This is a genomic window from Candidatus Amoebophilus asiaticus 5a2 (assembly GCF_000020565.1).
Lineage (GTDB): Bacteria > Bacteroidota > Bacteroidia > Cytophagales > Amoebophilaceae > Amoebophilus > Amoebophilus asiaticus.
In genome coordinates, this window is the sequence record NC_010830.1 from 909,862 (window position 1) to 929,844 (window position 19,983).

Here is a 19,983-nt window from a genome sequence, read left to right on the forward strand (position 1 = left end):
TACAATGGTCTATTCATAAACATGATAATAAACTTTAGGAAAAAAGTATAAGGTAATGTTGATGTTGTAAATTAATTTTGAAATTTTAATAACTAGCCTATGAGAACAGCTATACGTGCGTCTATTACAGGTGTACATGGTTATGTCCCTGAATACATACTTACCAATGAGAAGCTAGAAAAGATGGTTGATACCAATGATGAATGGATTACTACTAGAACAGGTATCAAAGAAAGACGTATATTAGAAGGCACTAATCAAGGTACTTCTGTATTGGGTATACCAGCCGTACGAGGGTTATTAGAAAAAACTAATACAGATCCGCGTGAAATAGATTTACTTATCTGCGCTACTATTACCCCAGACATGATTACTCCAGCTACTGCCAATATTATTGCACATGCTGTAGGTGCTACCAATGCTTTTAGTTATGATTTACAGGCTGCATGCTCTGGATTTTTATATGCACTAATTACTGGCGTACAATTTATTGAAACAGGCAAATATAAAAAGGTAGTGGTAGTAGGTGCTGATAAGATGTCAAGTATTGTAAACTATGAAGATAGAAATTCTTGTATTCTTTTTGGAGATGGGGCAGGGGCAGTACTTCTAGAACCTAACAGCCAAGGATATGGTATTATTGACAGCATATTGAAAGGGGATGGAAATGGTGAGCAATATTTACATCAAAAAGCAGGTGGGAGCCGTCGCCCTCCTTCTGCAGAAACTATTGCTGCTAAAGAACATTATGTATATCAAGAGGGGAGAGCTGTATATCGATTTGCAGTTGAGAAAATGGCCGAAGTAGTTCTAGAGATTATGAAGAAAAACAATTTACATCATGAAGATATAAAATTCTTGGTACCTCATCAGGCCAATAAAAGGATTCTAGATGCAGTAGCACAACGCGCCGGCATTAAAGAAGAGCAAGTGATGATTACTATACAAGAATTTGGTAATACCACAGGTGCTACTATTCCTCTTTGCTTATGGCGTTATGAAAGTCAGTTACAGCCTGGAGATAAATTAATTATTACTACCTTTGGAGGAGGATTTACTTGGGGGGCTGCCTACCTTACATGGGCATATAAATAGATATAGGAGTTATTTAATAGCTTAAATATTATTCAGAAAACAACAAACTATGGCTACTACTAGTGATTTTCGAAATGGTTTATGTATTGAATTCAATAACGATCTGTATACAATTGTTGAATTCCAACACGTAAAACCTGGAAAAGGAGGTGCATTTGTACGAACAAAACTTAAAAGTTTAACAAATGGTAAAGTAATTGATAATACGTTTAATTCAGGTGTAAAAATAACTACAGCTCGTATAGAACGTAAAACTTATCAATTTTTATATAAAGATGGTGCAGGTTACCATCTCATGGATAATAATACCTTTGAACAATTAGATTTAGATGAAAAGGCTATTCAAAACCCATTATTAATAAAAGAAGGTCAAGAATTAGATGTTTTATTTCATCAAGAAACAGGTAATTTTATTGGTTGTGAGCTACCACCTTTTGTAGAGCTTAAAGTAACCTATACAGAGCCTGGGTTAAAAGGAGATACAGCTACTAGAGCACTTAAACCTGCTACTTTAGAAACTGGATTGCAGATTCAAGTACCTTTATTTATTGATAATGATGAAATTATTAAAATAGATACAAGAACTATTGCTTACGTAGAACGTGTAAAAACTGATATATGAAACTAAAAGAATTAGAAGAACTAATATCATTTATTGCTAAATCTGGTTTGGAAGAGGTTAACATAGAAACCGAACAGATTAAACTTAGCATCAAAAAAAATGCACCTGTTATTCAGCAGTTAGCTAGCCAGCCACCTGTAACTTTACCAGAAAGCAATGTTGCAAATACTATTATGCCGGTTCAACCAATAGCTAGTGTTGAGTCACAGCCAATAGCAACACCAGCAGTAGCGGCAAATACCGAACACATCACCTTTAAATCTCCTATGATTGGTACATTTTACCGTGCATCTAATCCCGAAAGTGCTCCTTTCGTACAAGAAGGCAATATAGTAAAACCAGGTCAGCCGTTGTGCATTATAGAGGCCATGAAGCTCTTTAATGAAATAGAAGCAGAGACAGCAGGTACCATTATTAAAATTTTGGTTGAGGATGCTTCTCCTGTAGAATACGATCAGCCATTATTTTTAATAAAGCCAGCTTAATAAAGTTGTTATACGCCTATAGTAGTTTTATATTACCTAAACCCAAGAGCCGTGTTTAACAAAATACTTATTGCGAACAGGGGTGAAATTGCCCTACGTATTATCCGAGCATGTAAAGAGCTAGGAATTGCAACTGTGGCCGTTTATTCTACAGCTGATAAAGAGAGTCTGCATGTAAACTTTGCTGACGAAGCAGTCTGTATTGGACCAGCCACTAGTAAACTCTCTTATTTAAACATACCTCATATTATTGCAGCTGCGGAGTTGACTAATGCGAATGCTATACATCCAGGGTATGGATTTCTTTCAGAGAATTCTTCTTTTTCAAGAATTTGTCAGGAGCATGATATCAAGTTTATTGGCCCTTCTCCAGAGTCCATTAGTAAAATGGGTGACAAAGCCACTGCAAAAGACACTATGAAAAAAGCTGGGGTGCCTACTATCCCAGGCTCAGATGGTTTGCTTACCTCATTAGAGCAAGGGCTAGTATTAGCTCAGGAAATAGGGTTTCCTATAATTTTAAAGGCAACAGCAGGTGGTGGAGGAAAGGGTATGAAAATTGTTCAGCATGCAGATGCTTTTGCTAAAGCATGGGATGAGGCTAGGCGTGAGGCTCAAGCTGCTTTTGGTAATGATGGACTTTATTTAGAAAAGCTTATTGAAGCGCCTAGGCATATTGAAATTCAGCTTATGGCTGATCAACATGGTAGGGTTGTGCATCTTTCAGAACGTGATTGCTCTATACAACGTAGGCATCAAAAGCTGGTAGAAGAAACTCCTTCACCATTTATAACAGAAGAGTTACGAGAACAAATGGGGCAGGCTGCCATTACAGGTGCTGCATGTATTGGTTACGAGGGTGTAGGCACAGTAGAGTTTTTGGTAGATAAACATAGGAACTTCTATTTTATGGAAATGAATACCCGTATTCAAGTAGAACATCCTATTACCGAAGAAGTAACTGGCATTGATCTTATTAAAGAACAGATTAAAATAGCTGCTGGAGAGAAAATAGCGAACAAGAATTATTATCCACAAGGAGATGCAATTGAGTGTCGCATTAATGCAGAAGATCCTTTTAAAGATTTTAGACCTAGTCCAGGTACCATTACCAACTTACATCTACCAGGTGGCTTAGGTATTCGAGTAGATACCCATATTTATTCAGGATATACCATTCCTCCTCATTATGATTCTATGATTGCTAAGCTTATTGCGCGTGGAAAAGATAGGGAAGAAGCCATTGTAAGAATGAAACGGGCTTTAGAGGAATTTGTAATAGAAGGGATTAAGACAACCATTCCATTTCATTTACAACTAATGGATGACAAAAACTTTAGGGCTGGTAAATTTACTACTGCTTTTTTAGAAAGTTTTAAGTTGCTTGATATTGCTATTGAAGACAAAGAAGAATAAAACAAAAGTTGATAGTTTGATTTTTATATGAAAAAAGTAGTTAAATACTGATATTTTTAGATTTTATATAATTACTTCAACATTTGATTTGTATTTGTAATATTCATCAGCTATTTTCACGTTCATAATTGTCAGAGAAGAAACGTAGTGAAGTCAATTGTAAATTCATACACGTCTATTTAATCTTGAACGGGATGTAGCGTAGTCCGGTTATCGCGCCTGCTTTGGGGGCAGGAGGCCGCAGGTTCGAATCCTGCCATCCCGACATTAAAATGATTCTTTGTTAGAAATTTTCTGGTAATGCTATAGGTTACCCTTCGTCAAGATCTTTATTACTATAGCTTGGAGAATCAGTTAACCAATTAATAGGTACATTGAATAAGTTAGTGGTCGAAGCCGTATTGAGCTATTTTTCAAAGGAGTAAAAAATTATGCTAGACTGATTTTTTATATTACCTGCTTTTATCTTATTTAATTTCTCTTCCCCTTTTTTATCCTTGACACAGTTTGTTGGATAGGCTCGATACAACATACGTATCCCTAACCTTCTGTTTACATAAAAAAACTTGTCTATACAACATATAAAATGTATTTTATATAATAGACTTATCCTGGGGCTCCGTGGGATCTGTGTATAAATCTATTTATACATTTTTAAGTGATAGGTTTCGGAAGAAGTCTAATAAGTATACATTCCTGCCTTGTAAATATTTTTACATTTAAACTGATGAAGAAATTCCATTTTCTAAATTCTAAATGGGCTATGCATGGGATAATGGTAGGTTTATATCTATTGTTAATGCTTGGTTTATTCTCCTTAGAAAGTTGTTTAGAATTTTATAATCCTATTACACCCTTCCAGAAAGGAGAAAAAGATACTAGCTCTGATATCTCTACCATAAAAGAAGATGCTAGACAGTCAAATAGTTCTAAAAATTCTTACGAGAAGCAGGAAGTTACTGACCATAATATAGACGAACAATCTACTAATAGGGAAGTAAAACAAGAAGAGGCTGTAGTATCAGTTAGTAAACCTACTATTAGTTTAGAACCTTTGACCATTGATAAAGCCAGTCATATACAACTACAGGATCCTACAAATACCAAAGGTAAAATTCAACCATCCGCTATTAACAAGCAACCTAATTACCTCTCAGCTTCTACACCCTTGGCTGCTAATAAGGGGATAGAAAAACTTGGAAGTATAAAAGAAGAGAAAGCGCTACAAGCCAAACAGCATGTAGCAAGCAAACAACGTAAAGTAAAAGAGCAACCTAGTGATAGTAAACAGGAACAAGACGAGAAGGAGCTAGAAGAACAGTTATCAAATAAAGTTTTCAAACTACCCCATGACTATAAAGTCAGATTTTATAAAGAAAAAGGGGCATGGAAAGTAAAGGCTAAACATTTTAATGAACCATTAAGTGTAGTTTTAGCCCCAGGTATGCGTTTAGTACAATTACTAAAGCTAAGTGAGAAAGCCTACAGCAATTATATTCATATTATTAAGTTCAATCCTTCTACAAAACAACAAGCTTATGTATATGTATCTCCTAGCGGATTATCAGGTGGTGCAAACAGTGAAGATGAGGGGCAGGAAGAAAGTGAGATAGAAGAAGATAGTGAGGAAAAAGGCAGTAGTGGTGCCCTTACAAAGAGAAAAAGGACAATGAGTAAAAGTGGAAAGGAGAGAAAAGAAGAGTCCACAAAATCTAAGAAAGTCAAAATAAGTAGTGGTCCAACCAGTGTATCATCCGAAGCTCTTAGTTCGCCTTTGATGGAATTTTCTCAGGGTATTAGCTTAGATACTCTACTCGATAGCAACAAAGATAAAATGTCGCTATCAATGAAAGCTTATCCTAAAAAGATAAGTAAAGCGGATATACTTTCCATTTTACATGCTGAACTAGGAACAGCTTATATCTTAGGTGAGGCTGAAGATACGGGAGATTGTTTTTTTGATGCGTTGGCCCAATGTCTTAACAGAATTAGTAATACAAATGGACGCTCTATTAAATCATTAAGGAAGCTCTGCCATGCATATTATTTAAACAATAAAGAGGAAGTAGATAAAGAAAATCAGCGCGAACACCAAGGGATAGATAAAGGAGAAGAGGATTATTTTTTTATACAATATACTAATGATGAATGTGAAAAACATTTTAAAGGAAGATCGCCTATTTGGGGAAGAACTGGGATAGAAGGCCCAATATTATGTCGCCAATTAGGGATAGAATTTATAGTAATAGAAATATTAAAAGATGAGGTTGATGACAATCTAATAAGTAGTTATGTTTTAGTTAAAGAGGATACGGTTGCAACTATTGAAATAGAAGATGCTAAAGAGATAATTCAACATATAAATATACCAATTCTTGTGACTTGGCATGGCTCACGGCATTTTATGCCATTGTTCAAGGAAAAGAAAATAGAAAATAGAAATAAAGGAAAAGAAAAAGCTGCAGCAGATACTAGTGACGATGAAAGGAAAAGTATAGGAGAGGAAGATAGCTTAGTATTAGGAGTAAGCGATTACAAGCAATTAGAAATAGCTGAAAAAGGATATCAAGAAGCGGAGACTCTAATGAGAGAGTATATTGCAGCAGAAAGTTATAGCCAAGCACAAGAGTTACTTCAAAAAGCCATTCAAAAATATCGTGATGCTGCTAATAAAGGAAGCGCAAAAGCACAAGAAATCCTTATAAATAAAATGGCCGAACAGCCGAGAGAGGTCACTAATCCGGCTCAAGAATTACAAGAACTATATAACCAATATGTAAGCAAGAAATTACCATCTAATGAGGAGGAAGTAAAGACTTGGTTGGCAAGATTCATTGTTATGGACCTTGATAAGAATAAAAGAGTTCCTAATCGTATTGAACCTAGCTATAGAGATGAAAAAGTTAGAGGTATACACGCAGTAACAAAAGGATACTCTGCAAGCACAAAATCATCAGAATCAGAAGGTTATGGTGAAGATATGGATTATGAACCAGGATTTATAAGATCATACCTCAAGCTAGATTTTATATTTGGACCTTTATTTGAACCCCAAGAAAAAAAGTATGATGATGTTGTTATGAGTATTGACCCTGCAGGAGACGGGAAGGATGAAACAGGCTATTGCATAGCTAAAAGATCTGGAGATTATTATTTTATTGTGGAAGTGGGTGGAATGGCCGGCGAATACCTATTACAAGAGGAACCAATACCTTCTAGGCTAGATACATTAAAAAAGACATTAAAAGAGCTAGCAGATATTGCCAAAAAGCATAAAGTTAATAATATATATTTGGAAGTTAATGGTCCTAATGTATATGAATTGCCCCTAAAAGAAGCTTTAAAAGGGACAGGTATAGATCATATAAATATAGTTATTTATAGAGAAAAGGAAAATAAGGAAGAAAGAATTAAGAGCATATTAACACCTCTGCTATATAAAAGCAAACTTATTATTAATAGAAAAGCGCTTGAGGATGATATTATTGATAAAAAAACTAATGATTTAAATTATAAATTTATTTATCAATTAACAGAAATTCTGGAAGGAAGAAAGCCAGGTTATGATGATCGAGTAGATGTAGTAGCTAGTGCTATAAGATATTTACAAGATAGAAAAAAACCAGTACAAAGAAGCTTGAGAGCCTCTGAGCTGAGAGAAAGAGGAATTAGGGATAAGAAAAATTTTACTAAAAAACAGCTTTCTGAAAAATTAGAACTAGCTAGAGAAGCATTAATAAGTGAAGGTAATTCAACTCATATGATTTACTTAGCCCGTATGTATATGAATGGGTTAGAAAGTGTAAGAATAAATTATCCAGCCGCTCGCCAGATATTTGAAGAAGTTATTGAGCAAGATACAAATAATTTAGAAGCATTAAAAAATTTAGCAAAGATCTATAAGTATGGATTAGGGATAGAGCAAGATTTTGAGAAAGCTCTTGAATTGTATCAAACAATTCTATCTATTGTAGCTAATGAAGAAAAGAAAGATAGCGAAAGTCAGGATTTAGTAGAGCTAAAAAAGGAAACCTTATTTGAACTAGCCGATTTATATGAAAAGAACAAAAATTTACAAGATGAAACTACGAGTGAACTAATAATCCAGTACTACACAGAATCAGCTGAACTAGGCCTTCCGGCTGCTCAATATAACCTTGCTAAAATTTATCTTAAAGAAGGAGGAGAAGAGGATGCGATTAGATTATTAGAAAAAGCGGCTGTAGTCCAACATCCGAAAGCTCAGTATAAATTGGCTACCATACTGTTTGAAGACGAAGAAGAAAAGCCAAGAGCAATTGAATTGCTAAAAGAGGCAGCAGACAACCTATGGGGGCCTGCTAAAGCACGATTAGCGCTTGGCAACTGGTATTATTATCAAGAGGAAAACTTTAAAGAGGCATTTAAATATTATAGTAGGGCTGCTAATATGTACACAGAAGCAAAGGAAAAAGTAGCTTTTATGTACTATAAGGGAAAAGGAACAAAACAAAATTATATCAAAGCATTAGAATTTTATCTACAATTATTTACTCCAATAAAATCAAACAAAGAGAAATTAATATTCTATAAGGAGCTGAAAAGTCACAAGAATAGAAAAGAAAAATTTTATGATTCCTTAGTTAAAAATAAAGACAAAAAAGTTAAAAATAATGGTAAAATTGAGTATAGAATAGCTAAACTGTATCAAAAAAGTAAGCCTCACAAATTATATAGAAGAGCTCTGACCGAACACCAGGCATTAAAATTTTATATAATGGCAAAGGAAAAAGGAAATAAAAAAGAGCATAAACAATTGAATAAGTTATTCTCTACCAATCATGAAAAGGATTTATTAGAAAAAACAGATTTTAAAGAATTAGTTATACCAATTATAGACTTTGTAAAAGGTACTCTTCCAATAGATAGTAAGAGTTATAATAATCCTGTTAACAATCCTGAAGGATCATATGAAATTGATGGAGAACCTTTTAAACTACAAAATGTTTCTGGATCAGGTATGGATTGTTTTTTTAATGCGATAGGCTTTAAAAGGAACAAGCAAGTTGAAGAATTAAAAAAAAATAAATATAAAAATGATCCTGTTATCCGGTATTTTATCTCGTTTGATATTAGGTCGGTAGTTGAAGATCTAGACGAGAATCGTAGCTTAGCTAAGAGTATTAAAGAGGCTGTTGATTATAAAACCTATAAGTCTCAAATAGAAAAAGTTGAAAAACTAGAAGAAGAGCGAAATACCGAACTTTCTAAACAGAATAAGAATAGCAATAAAACAGATACTAGCTTATTGCCAGAATATTTAAAAACAGAAAATATTAATGTAAAGAAAAAACAGATCGCTGATGAATTAAATCGTCTATCATTAACTTTAAAAGCATACAGTGCTTTTGTTTGTGATTTTATAGGAAAAAATAAAATGCTAGGAGTAATTAATAATATAGAGGACAAAGGAAATTATACTTCTATTGATGCTATTGCTTATATTAATAACATAGGTATTAGAGTATATCGACCTGTTATAGACAGTAAAGGTTCAATAGTGAAGAATAAGGTAATACTTCTACATGAATTTATACCTAAAGATGCTATAAAGGTTTTCTATTTATATAACTATAATGACCATTTTCAAAAACTTATACCAGAAAATTAATATAATTTTATAATTTCCATATTATATGTGGGTATGCTTTCCGTAACTCTACTTTTTCTTCTTGAGATGTTATCTTATTATGTGTTAAATCAATAAGATACTTTTTATTTTTGAGTAAACTTTCAGCAAGTTTTTTTGCACCCTCAAATGTTATCTTATTACAATATAAGTCGATATATCTAACTAAATTTTCTTTTTCTTGTAAATACTTTCCTAATAGTTCTACGTCAGAATCTTCTAGTCCTTTCCAGTTCAAGCGTATTCCTTTCAGACTCGTATCAGATATGTAAGGCCAAAATTCTTTAGGTAAATCTTGTACTAATTGTATTACACAATAAAAAATAAAACTAGGTATAGTTTCTAACGCTTTAGGTATATGCTCACAATATTTTTTACTGTTTTTCTTATAAAAATTTAGAAAAGATGTGTGATTAGAATATAAGTCAATACTCTTTTTTGGACGATTCTCCACACCTCTTACTCCGATCTCGTCATATCCACTAAAAATAGCATGTAACTTTCTATTAACTCTCCTCATTTCTAATCTATAAAAATAGGGTAAATAAGAAGTTATATGTTGTAAGATGGATTCATGCTCAAGAACATCAACAAGTTTTACTTTGCTAGAAGGCGAAGCAGTAGACTCAATAAATGAGTTAGGCCTAGTTCCTATGACACTTCTAGTTCGTGTATGACCTGATTTAATTTGATTGAGACTTCTTTTCTTATTCTGTAAGCTGTATCTAGTTGCAGCCTTTGTTGGGCTTGTATTTCCTGGAGCCTTATTTTCATCCTCTGGGCTTGTAACTTTTCTTTTCTTAGACTTTGGTGATTCTAGAGCTTGTTCTTCCTTTTTCTCTTCCCTTCTTCTCTTACTAGTTAAATAGCTATTATCTTCATCAACTATTATTATATGCTTATGGTCTGCGTGAACTTCTGCATCATTTTGCTCCCTTTCGAGTGTTCTAGCTGGCAACTGTTTTAGCTCTGACGCTATAGGTTGGTTAGCCCCCCTTGCACAGCTCTCTAATATTAAGCTCATACTTATTAGGCTTAATAATAGGTATTTTTTAGGAGTATTATAGTTTGTTTTCATAGTAGCCATGTATTAGTTATTATGTAGCACATCTGCAAATAATATTATTGATCAGTCCCTTAGTGAAGTTAGTAATATTCTGGTGAAAAAGGTGAAAATTTTTCCTCAATTGCTCCTCTATAAATTAAAAACTCATCTTACGCAACAATCTTTAGGAGTTTGATTTTTTGAAGTTCCGCAAAAGCAAGCTGGTTAGCTTTGAGAAACAATTTATACTTGAGGGCAAAATGATTGAGGGAAGTTTTATACTTAATAACTCGAGCTTATACTAAGCCACAATAAAGGCAAAGATATGGTTACGCTGGGAACGTTCTACCTTGGCAGGAGATTTTTCCAAGCTAGCATTAAGCTTGGTTGATTTATGATATTCTTCTATGCAACAACGTTTCTGATAGGCCTGATAAATATAAGTAGCATCTTTTTCTAGGTCATTAATTACTAGTTATAAACCGCCCTGTGAGCCATCTACATTTGTGGAGACTTTCTTTATGATGCTCACAGCAAAGGCAACATCTTTAAGCAACTAACGCTATAGGTGACGCTTGGATTATACAAATAGATTTCTTCTGAAACCCCATAAAATCTAGGTATAAATCTATTTAGACATATCTGGGTGATAGGTTTGGTAAGAAGTCTAATGGCAAAAATAGTCAGAAATCAAAGATAAGTAAAAAAATAATTTAACGACAAGATAATGTAAGTCCAGAAGCTTGAACCGTGTCAAAATAGACAAAATTATATGTTTTACTTACTTAAAAGATATTATGCTTTGTAGGACTTAAATTTAAAACTTTCTGCTTTGGGGACAGAAAGCTCCAGATTCGAATCCTGCTATCCCGAATTAAAATGATACTTTTTCGCTGTTAAAGAAATCCTAATTACACCTCCTTAGTGTTTCATTACTATCTATAGTAAGTCACGTCAATTATACAAGACAGACAGAAACCATCTAACCTTCCTTTCCCTAGAGAGACCTAGCAAAGACTGTATAATTTTTTTGCTTATCTACTTGTATTACCTGCTCCTTGGAAGCTAGTAACACATCATTCCAGACTTTGTCTTTACACGCCACTCCACATGACAAGTTATTCTTTGCTTGCTGGCTATCGCTGCTACCTGTTTATCCATCTTTTTGCCTGCTTCATCTTGATCAAAAATAAGGCTATTCCTATTGCTTGCTGATTAGCTTGTAAAAATACCTCTTCTAGACTATGGGCTATTCCTTGTCCTATACTCCCACAAGTAGCCAAATACAAAGTATAAGCTGTATTATGGAGCTGCTTGAAACTTAGGGCATCAATAGGACTTTCTGTTACAACAATTTTTTTATCTGCTTCACTAGTTAGCAATATGCTTAATCCTCTAGACAAGGCTTCTTGAAAGTATTTATCACTAATCCCATCAGCTTGTAATTGGTACTGAATGGTGCTGCATAAGCAGACTTCTCTTTAGATATTTATTTTATCATATAAGCTAAAGATAGTCCCTTGGGAACTTGTCTTACTTTCCTCGATCCCTTGATAAGTTACTGGATCTATCCCTCTTAAGTGGTACCCCATCCGCTTGGAAACCTTGTAAACTTAGCTTGAGCAAGCTCTTGTTGTAGGACTGGATCTTGGGTTTGTTCAGGTAAATGGCGCTGCTGATCTAGAACTGGTCTAGACAAAGTAGGATCTGATAGCCAAACAATTTCTTGATAGCTATGTCCTCTTTGTAACATAAAGTCTGCAATAGTTCCTTTATCTTGCTCATCACTTAAAGATTTATAAAACCTGTATTCCTGATTCTTGGGACGCATAGCATGTTTGGTCCCTAATAGTTATGGCTATATTAGTTATGTTATTATTAGCGATAAACAACAGACACAAAAATTATGGAACAACTATTACATCAATGCACCAGGACAATAGAGAAAACTCGTAGAGAAATACAGCTATCTAAAGAGAATATAGCAACCCTTGCTAGACAATATGGAGTTAACCGTAAAACAGTAGCTAAATGGAGCAAGAGGACTTCATGTCAGGCTGCAGCTATGGGACCCCTAAAGTAAGGCGTTCTAAGGTATTAACTGAGCAAGAGGAACAAGTTGTTATTGCTTTTAGAAAGCTGACTCAATTGCCCTTAGATGATTGCTTATATACTTTACAAGAAACTATACACCACTTATCTCGTTCTACTTTGCATCGTTGTTTTCAGCGCCATGGCTGCCCGCTAGAGAAAGTGCAGATTAAGGAGAAAGTGGCTAAGAAGCAGTTTAAAGCGTATTCTATCAGCTATTTCCATATAGATATAGCAGAAGTGCAGACAGCTCAAGGTCGGCTTTATTTGTTTGTAGCTATAGATAGAACCAGTAAGTTTTGTTTGGCTAGGTTATATCCATTCGCTTCTAAATCAGCGGCCGTAGGTTTTTTACAAGATTTGATAGCTTTTGTTCCCTATAAGATCCATAAAATACTTACAGATAATGGCATTCAATTCACTAATAGGAAAGGAGGAGAATTAGCATTCGAACATATGTTTGATCGTATTTATGAGCAAGAAGGTATTGACATAGAAAGACTCAACTAGCCCATCCATGGATCAATGGGCAAATGGACAAGTAGAAAGAATAAATAGAACTATTAAAGAGGCTATTGTGCAAACTTATTATTATAGTAGTCATCAGCAGTTAGAGTGGCATTTAAATGACTTCTTATTAGCTTATAGTTTTGCTCGTAGGCTTAAGGTTTTAAGAGGTAAAATCCCTTGTCAATTTATAGAAGAACAATCAAGGAAAAATCCTCATCTTTTTCACAAGAATATTAATGACTTCACTAAGGGACTAAACACCCCCCTAATTTCACAATATAGGCCTGATTGCTTACTCCAAATAAAATATCAAAAAGCTTGACAAAAAGCCTCTCTAGCCAGTCTTAAGAAGATTAGACGAAATAAAAGTTTAGGTATTGGTTATTACGTTTTTATCTATTATCTTTTGAGATGAGCCTTAACTTATGTCAAAGGATTCCAACATCTCTATCAACTTTTTTCTATTAATAATATGTTTAACCCTTTTGGCTCAAAGTTTATAAGAGTAGCTACTCACTTTTTTGCTTTCTCTGTTTTTTTATTACTAATCAGTGCTCTATTTGAAAACTGCCTAGAGAATCATAACCAAATCAATCCCCTCTCCAAAAGTAAGGTTACTATTAAAGAGCAGAAAGATGACAAATTATTGGAAGAAGATAATCCTAATCTTGCGGAACTAATAAATATAAATAATACTCCACAAAACATGCTAGCGGGAACCAGTTTAGAAGAGGCGCAGTTATCTGAAAAATTATTTACGACAAGAGAAGGATATAAAGTCAAATTTTATAAAGAAAATACTGAATGGAAAGCTAAAGTGGAAGAGCGTCAAGATTCTCTTAGCAGAGAATTAGATCTGCCTCTTTATATAGATATATCTATAAGCATAAAACAGTTAATAGACCTAACCGAAGTGGAGCAGGCAACTCTAGTACATGTTATTTTACCAAAAGTTGGACAAATAGGTTATGTATATATAGGAAAACGTGGCCTATTAGGAGGAGGTAAGAATAAAAAAAAGAAACAACAACTCCCTTCATCGGAAGAAGAAGTAGTATTAGAAGAAGAAGCTAAAGAGGAGGAAGAGATATCTAGACCTACGGATATTGATAAAAAAATGGCACCAACGCGCTATCCTTTCTCTAGCAGCTCTTCTTCCAGCACTATTAGCTCCTATAGTCAGATACTTTCTACTCCGCAAAGGCCTTCCCCATCAAAAAGTAAAACATCCAAACGCTTCTTATCTTTTGACTCTCCGCAACACCAAGGCTCTTCTAAACGTAGACGCGAGCGAGCCCTTTTAGAAGATTCTACTTATACATCACCACGTAAAAGCGTAATAGAAGCTTTTATGCTATCAGAGCCTATCACTGAAAAAAATCGACGTACAGGATTAAAAATTGATGATAGTATTAAGCAAAAACTACTTTCTGACTTACCAGGTTATATATTAGGAACTGCTTATGATAACGGAGATTGTTTTTTTGATGCATTAGCGCAATGTATGAATTCCATTAATTATACAGATGTCAATACAGCTAAATATTTACGTACTCTATGCTATGAGTTCTATCAAAAAAAATAAAATATTAGTAGCTGATTGGGACTATAGACACGAAAACAAGAATACAAGGCCGAAGACAAAAGACAAAAAGTATTATGCCAATCATGAAAATAACTATTCAAAAATACAATATACAGCAGATGAATGTGCTAAGGAATTTTATGGAGATATCGCTATATGGGGTAGACCTTGGGTAGAAGGAATAATGCTATGTCAGAAGCTAGAACTTGAGGGGATTATCAGTATAGAAATACTGATAAATCCAGATACAAAGCAGCAAATCATTTCCTATTATTTAACAACTAATTCAAAATATAAACAGATTAACGAGGAAGTTCTTAAACAACTGATGGGCTCCAAAAGGGTTCCTATAATAATTAATAAACAAGACAACCTGCATTTTGTCCCTTTGCTTTTAAAAGAATCAACATCTCAAAGCTCGTCCAGTAGCTCTTCTTCTAGTTCCGGTGCAATAATAACTACCCCCTCACCTAACAAAAAGAGAGGAGCCGATACAGAAACTTCCCAAAAGAACCCTGTTAAACGAGCTAGGCCAGATATTACTTACTTACCACAAGAAGAGTTAGAAAGCTCATGTACAAAAGCCGATGAATTTTTAGAAGGATACAATCAGAAAGAAGAAAAAACTCTTTTAGATAGGGCAATCAAACTTTATAAACAAGCTGCAGAAAACGGTTACAAAGCTGCGCAAGACAAGTTGGTAACATTGAGAGATAAAGGATTATATCAGAATCTTGACCTAGAAGCCATGGCATCTTATACAGAGGCAATTAAAGGAGCTATGGACGACCATTTTGCTAAACCTGCAGGGAAAATAAAAGAATTTATTAACCATGCAAGAAACAGGCGCCGTGATTATGAGCGAAAGTATCAAGAACGTCTTAAAAACAAAGCACCAGCCACCCCTGAGAAAAAAGGAAAAAAGAAATCTATAAAACAAACTGCTGAAGGCCGAAGCCATCATCCTCCTATGCGTATTTCTGACTTAATTGTTATGGATCTTGATATTTTTAGAACCCCTAAACGTATTATATGGGGAGGTAATCCAAAACAATTACCCAACGCACAATATATCTATGGTCCTTTATTTAGAGATTCTAAGACATTAAAGTATGATTTTAAAGTTCTAGCTGTTGACACTTCTGGTTCGGGAGGAGATGAAACTACTTATTGTGTTGCTAAGCGCAGGGGAGACTATTACTTTATTGCTGAGGTAGGAGGGTTAGGAGGTGGATATGAAGATAAAACAAAAGACACTAAGGCCAGTGTAGGCAATAAAGAGTCAATTTTAGATGAATTAGTAAGGCTAGCCATAAAGCATCAAATAAACGTTATTACTGTAGAAACTAATAAAGATCCTGCCTTTGTAAGACTTTTAGAGAAAAAGTTAGGGCCTAAGCAAAAAGAGATAAAAATTGAAACCAAACATCAATCACGAAATAAAGAGGCCCGAATTAATGAGGTGCTGCAGCCGCTATTAAAAACCCATAAGCTTATTATAAGTAAAGAAGCATTAATAAATGATTTTAGCTCCGCTCCTCAGGATGATTTATATTTCAAATTTTTTTACCAATTAATGGCTTTAGTTGAAGATAACTTATCATCTGGGAAATATTTTGATAATGGAAAACTTCAGCATGATGATCGAATAGATGTGGTAGCTAGCGCCATGATTTTATTAAAAGAGAAAAGCCAAAATGCCCCTACTAAACAAACTAGAAAAAGCTATTTAAGAGAGCTCAAAAAAGAGGCTAAAAAAGGCAATATTAAGGCACAACTAGAGCTAGGCCGGAACTACAAAGCAGGTCTAGGCGTAGAAGAAGACTTAGATGAGGCAGAAAAATGGCTACGAATAGCTGCTGAAAAATACGATAATCCAGATGCACAGTTTGAGTTAGCTGAAATACTACCTTCAATTAAAGAAGATGAGAAATTCAATTTCTATTCTAAGTCTGCTAGTAACGGTCATGTACCAGCAATGTACAAGTTAGGTGAAACATATAGTATAGGATCTGAATTAGTTGCAAAAGATGAGAATGAAGCAATAAGATGGTATACTGAAGCAGCCTCCAAAGGACATGCAGCTGCGGCCTATGCATTGGCTAAAATATATTTAAATGGATCTGCTACAATTAGGCAAGACAAAAAAGAGGCATGGAGGTGGTGCGAAATAGCAGTAAAACTAGGTCACCCAAAGGCAATGTATAAAGTAGCCCAAAAACATGAACAAGATAAAAATGACATAGAAGCATTTAAATGGTACTTAAAAGCTGCAAAAAACAACTACGCTAAGGCACAATTCTTAGTAGGAAGCAAATATGATGAAGGAAAAGGTGTAGCACAGGATTATCAAGAAGCATTTGTCTGGTATGAAAAAGCTGCCCAGTCAGATGAGCCACGAGCACAATATGGGCTTGCACAAATCTACTGGCAGGGGCGTGTGCATAATAGACAGGATAAAGAAAAAGCAATTTTTTGGTTCCATAAAGCTGCTGAACAGGGTTATGTGGAGGCACAATTCATATTAGGAAATATTTTCCAAGAGCAAAATGATTATAAAAAGGCTACTGTATGGTATAAAAGAGCTGCTGATGAGCAACATAAGCTAGCAATATTTAGTTTAGGAACTATTTATGAAGAGGAAAAGAAGTATAAAGAGGCTTTTGAATGTTATAAGGAGGCATCTGAACTTGATTTGGCAGAAGCCAACAATAAAATAGGACATTTTTATCACCATGGATGGGGGGTGGAACAAGATCGAAAAATGGCATATTATTTTTTTACTAAAACAAATACATAAAGCAACTCAACTTGCTCTGCTGTAATTTATATTCTTGTAATATTGTATATATGTTACTTATTAAGTAATATAGAAATGTATTTAATATTAATGAATTACTATGAGACAGTATTTGGTTTCCAAATCGTTAGTTCAGCCATTATATACTTATATAGTAGTAGTGACAATTTTCTTTTTACAAGGCTGTGGGACCCCACCAAGCACCCCTACCAGAACAGAGACAAAACATATTAGCCCTAAAGCTCAAGCAACCCTTTTGCAAGATGTAGCAGATAAGCATAAATTACAAAGAAAAGGTCTGTTTTACAAGCTTAAAGAGCAAGATGAGCCTTATAGTGATTTACAAGCTAGCTCTATGCTTGTAGTAGAAAAAGAAAATAGACCTCTAAATAGTAATCAAGTTTTAGATGCTAGTAGCAAAAAAAGAAAAAGACCAGAAAAAGGTAAGCCAAAAGCGACTGCAATAGAAGCCTGTTCAAAAGTAAAAGAGAAAGATTTAAAAAGAGAAATGAACAAGGAAGGAAGACTAAAAAAAAGCAGGACTGAGTCTTCTATATCTAGGGATAATTCTCAAAGCCTTAGTACCCTCCCTGCAAGCCCATCTCTTCCCGGAACGTTATCCTTTTCCTGTACCACGATAAGTGATGAAAAGGCTCAACAAATTGGAGAAGTTTTAAAAAGTACTACGGCGCACACATTTATGCTATTGCTTATCAGGGAATTAAGTTTTGAAGGGCTAATATCTATAGTAAAGCACTTAAAAGTATCCAATATACAAAAACTTATTTTAAATGGGGTACATATGGAGGCTCAAGGAGTAGCAGGACTTGGCCCTCATTTAGTTAATACAAAAGTAAAATGTCTTAGGCTAAATAGCAATGGCATAGGAGATAAAGGCCTAATAAGCTTAGCTACTTATCTGCCAAATACGCTGTTAAATGATATTGACTTAGACTCTAATAAGATAGGAGTTGAAGGTATAAAAGCACTTATTGCAATACTAGATGATTCAAACATAGACACACTCTCTTTATGGGGTAATAAGCTAGGAGAAGAGGGAGCCACTCTTTTAGGGTTATATTTAGCAAGTCCTAAGTCTAGGATAGAAAATCTAAATGTAGGCTACAATAAAATAGGCGCACAAGGTGTTATAAATCTTATAGCTAACTTACAAGAAAACATAAAACTACGTGTAGTTAATCTGCAAGGTAATCAGTTAGGTGATGATGGATTTAAAGGAATTATGCAAGCCTTACCTGGAACTCCGATACAAGAGATAGATTTGAGCTACAATAAGATTACTGATAATGCACTTCAGTATTGTGTTCTAGGAGAAACAAGTATATTAAGTATACTTAACTTAAGCAAAAATTTAATAACTGATAAAGGTGCACCGCATCTTAATCGCATACTGAAACAGACACCCATAAATACAATACACTTGAGTGATAATACAATAACATATGAAGGAGCGAAAATAATTGTTAAAGAATTACCCCAGGAAAAAACATTCACAGTTCATTTACACCAGGTTGAAGATTTTTCTAGAGCAATTATAAGTTCATATCAGCAGAAACGTTTAAAAAAAGATTATCCACATATAAATTGGGTATTTAAAAAGCCTATTTTATAAATAAAAAGATGAAAGTTATGCTTGGTGATCGAGGTGGATTTTATACAAATTTCAGTTTGGTGAAGTACAGCATTGAGTTATTGGAAATAGTTTAAGTATTTTGTATTTTAATATACCCGCTTCTTGGCATATATTATACCTTAAAAATTCTTACTAAAACTTAATGCCTGTTGAAATAACCTATACCAACTATACAGTTAAAACAATTCTATTCTTTCCTTTTTCTGTCGCCGCCGCTTGGTAGCTTGAGGAATATTAGCTGCTTGCCTTTGTATCCTTCTATATTCACCGAATTCTTACCTGCTGGGTAATCTTTTAACTGCTTATTAGAAAAATACCCATCATAGAATGAGACTTGCTACATTAAGCCTCTTTCGAAAGTAAACTTAAAGTAGTCAGAAACTTATCTAAACACAAGTGATACTATAGTTTCGAAAGAAGTCTATTTTTGTGTGGGAAAAAGCCGTATCACTTTCTACTACCTTGCCGGCAAACTCTCCTACTGCAAAGCCTCTGATTTGCTGGGGTGTTAATACATCTTGCCAATGCCTTTGCTGGCTTGTACCTTGGCTTTGAGATAGCTTGCCTTCTTGCATGCTATAGTTTTTCGAGGAAGCACCTAGAAGCTGCTCTTGCTTTCCTAGCAGCTTACTGATATACACTGTCGATTCATCTTTAGGAATTCATCTAGCTGGTCCTGAACATCTAATAACACAAAATTCCACCCACTACCCATAGAGCAACCACGCGTTAGTCCATTAAACAAAAAAATAAAAAGCAATTTTAAATGAGGGGAGAGGAATATGTAAAAAATAATGTCATTTAGCTGGAATGCAAAGTATATCAGCTAGAAAAAGTTTACTTTTTCCCTTTCACCAACAGAAGAAGAGGTCTCCAAGTAAAGTTTTATGGTAGATATATAAATAGAAGAAAAGGTGTAAGTCAACCTTAAGAATGGAAGGAAGGATTGTGAAAGCAATATTAGTGCAACAAATAGTTAATTGGGACCCCTAAGAAAGAAAGGTCTAAATAA

At 34.5% G+C, this 19,983-nt stretch carries 12 protein-coding genes, 1 tRNA gene and 1 pseudogene; 10 read left to right on the forward strand and 4 right to left on the reverse strand.

Going from position 1 to position 19,983, the window contains the following annotated elements:
- Positions 1–99: 99 nt before the first annotated feature.
- The 6 genes from AASI_RS03675 to AASI_RS03700 all read left to right on the forward strand — a co-directional run bounded on the left by AASI_RS03675 (position 100) and on the right by AASI_RS03700 (position 9,268).
- Complete coding sequence (locus AASI_RS03675; protein ID WP_012472869.1) at positions 100–1,095, forward strand: beta-ketoacyl-ACP synthase III; 996 nt, start codon at positions 100–102, stop codon at positions 1,093–1,095.
- Between the two features lie 49 nt (positions 1,096–1,144).
- Positions 1,145–1,717: an elongation factor P gene (gene efp, locus AASI_RS03680; protein WP_012472870.1), complete on the forward strand. Its 573-nt coding sequence runs from the start codon at positions 1,145–1,147 to the stop codon at positions 1,715–1,717.
- Positions 1,714–2,202, forward strand: a complete 489-nt coding sequence (accB, locus tag AASI_RS03685) for an acetyl-CoA carboxylase biotin carboxyl carrier protein (protein WP_012472871.1) — start codon at positions 1,714–1,716, stop codon at positions 2,200–2,202. Before efp ends, accB begins: the two co-directional genes overlap by 4 nt.
- 51 nt (positions 2,203–2,253) lie before the next feature.
- Complete coding sequence (gene accC / locus AASI_RS03690) at positions 2,254–3,618, forward strand: acetyl-CoA carboxylase biotin carboxylase subunit (RefSeq protein ID WP_012472872.1); 1,365 nt, start codon at positions 2,254–2,256, stop codon at positions 3,616–3,618.
- 190 nt (positions 3,619–3,808) lie between these two features.
- Positions 3,809–3,883: transfer RNA gene (locus AASI_RS03695), tRNA-Pro, on the forward strand.
- A 462-nt stretch (positions 3,884–4,345) separates the two neighbouring features.
- Complete coding sequence (locus AASI_RS03700) at positions 4,346–9,268, forward strand: SEL1-like repeat protein (protein WP_012472873.1); 4,923 nt, start codon at positions 4,346–4,348, stop codon at positions 9,266–9,268.
- Positions 9,269–9,275: 7 nt separating this feature from the next.
- On the opposite strand, the gene AASI_RS03705 is transcribed toward AASI_RS03700, so the two are convergent.
- The 3 genes from AASI_RS03705 to AASI_RS03715 form a co-directional block, all read right to left on the reverse strand.
- Positions 9,276–10,310, reverse strand: coding sequence for an F-box protein (locus tag AASI_RS03705; protein WP_148204941.1), 1,035 nt, complete (start codon positions 10,308–10,310; stop codon positions 9,276–9,278).
- Between the two features lie 1,166 nt (positions 10,311–11,476).
- A complete protein-coding gene (locus AASI_RS03710; protein WP_012472875.1) occupies positions 11,477–11,734 on the reverse strand; it encodes a toprim domain-containing protein in 258 nt (85 codons plus the stop codon).
- A gap of 173 nt (positions 11,735–11,907) precedes the next feature.
- On the reverse strand, positions 11,908–12,162 hold the full coding sequence (locus AASI_RS03715; protein WP_012472876.1) for a hypothetical protein: 255 nt from the start codon (positions 12,160–12,162) through the stop codon (positions 11,908–11,910).
- Positions 12,163–12,237: 75 nt separating this feature from the next.
- Here AASI_RS03715 and AASI_RS03720 point away from each other — a divergent pair.
- The 4 genes and pseudogenes from AASI_RS03720 to AASI_RS03735 all read left to right on the forward strand — a co-directional run bounded on the left by AASI_RS03720 (position 12,238) and on the right by AASI_RS03735 (position 18,950).
- Positions 12,238–13,189 (forward strand): annotated as a pseudogene (locus AASI_RS03720) (IS481 family transposase).
- Positions 13,190–13,404: 215 nt separating this feature from the next.
- Positions 13,405–14,517 (forward strand): OTU domain-containing protein, encoded by a 1,113-nt coding sequence (locus AASI_RS03725; protein ID WP_012472877.1) that lies wholly within the window; start codon positions 13,405–13,407, stop codon positions 14,515–14,517.
- Complete coding sequence (locus AASI_RS03730; protein WP_012472878.1) at positions 14,495–17,317, forward strand: SEL1-like repeat protein; 2,823 nt, start codon at positions 14,495–14,497, stop codon at positions 17,315–17,317. The genes AASI_RS03725 and AASI_RS03730 overlap by 23 nt, the downstream gene beginning before the upstream one ends.
- Positions 17,318–17,417: 100 nt before the next feature.
- The gene (locus AASI_RS03735) at positions 17,418–18,950 is read left to right on the forward strand and encodes a leucine-rich repeat domain-containing protein (RefSeq protein ID WP_012472879.1); all 1,533 of its coding nucleotides are present in this window, start codon (positions 17,418–17,420) and stop codon (positions 18,948–18,950) included.
- Between the two features lie 407 nt (positions 18,951–19,357).
- On the opposite strand, the gene AASI_RS03740 is transcribed toward AASI_RS03735, so the two are convergent.
- Positions 19,358–19,612 (reverse strand): DEAD/DEAH box helicase family protein, encoded by a 255-nt coding sequence (locus AASI_RS03740; RefSeq protein ID WP_012472880.1) that lies wholly within the window; start codon positions 19,610–19,612, stop codon positions 19,358–19,360.
- Positions 19,613–19,983: the final 371 nt, after the last annotated feature.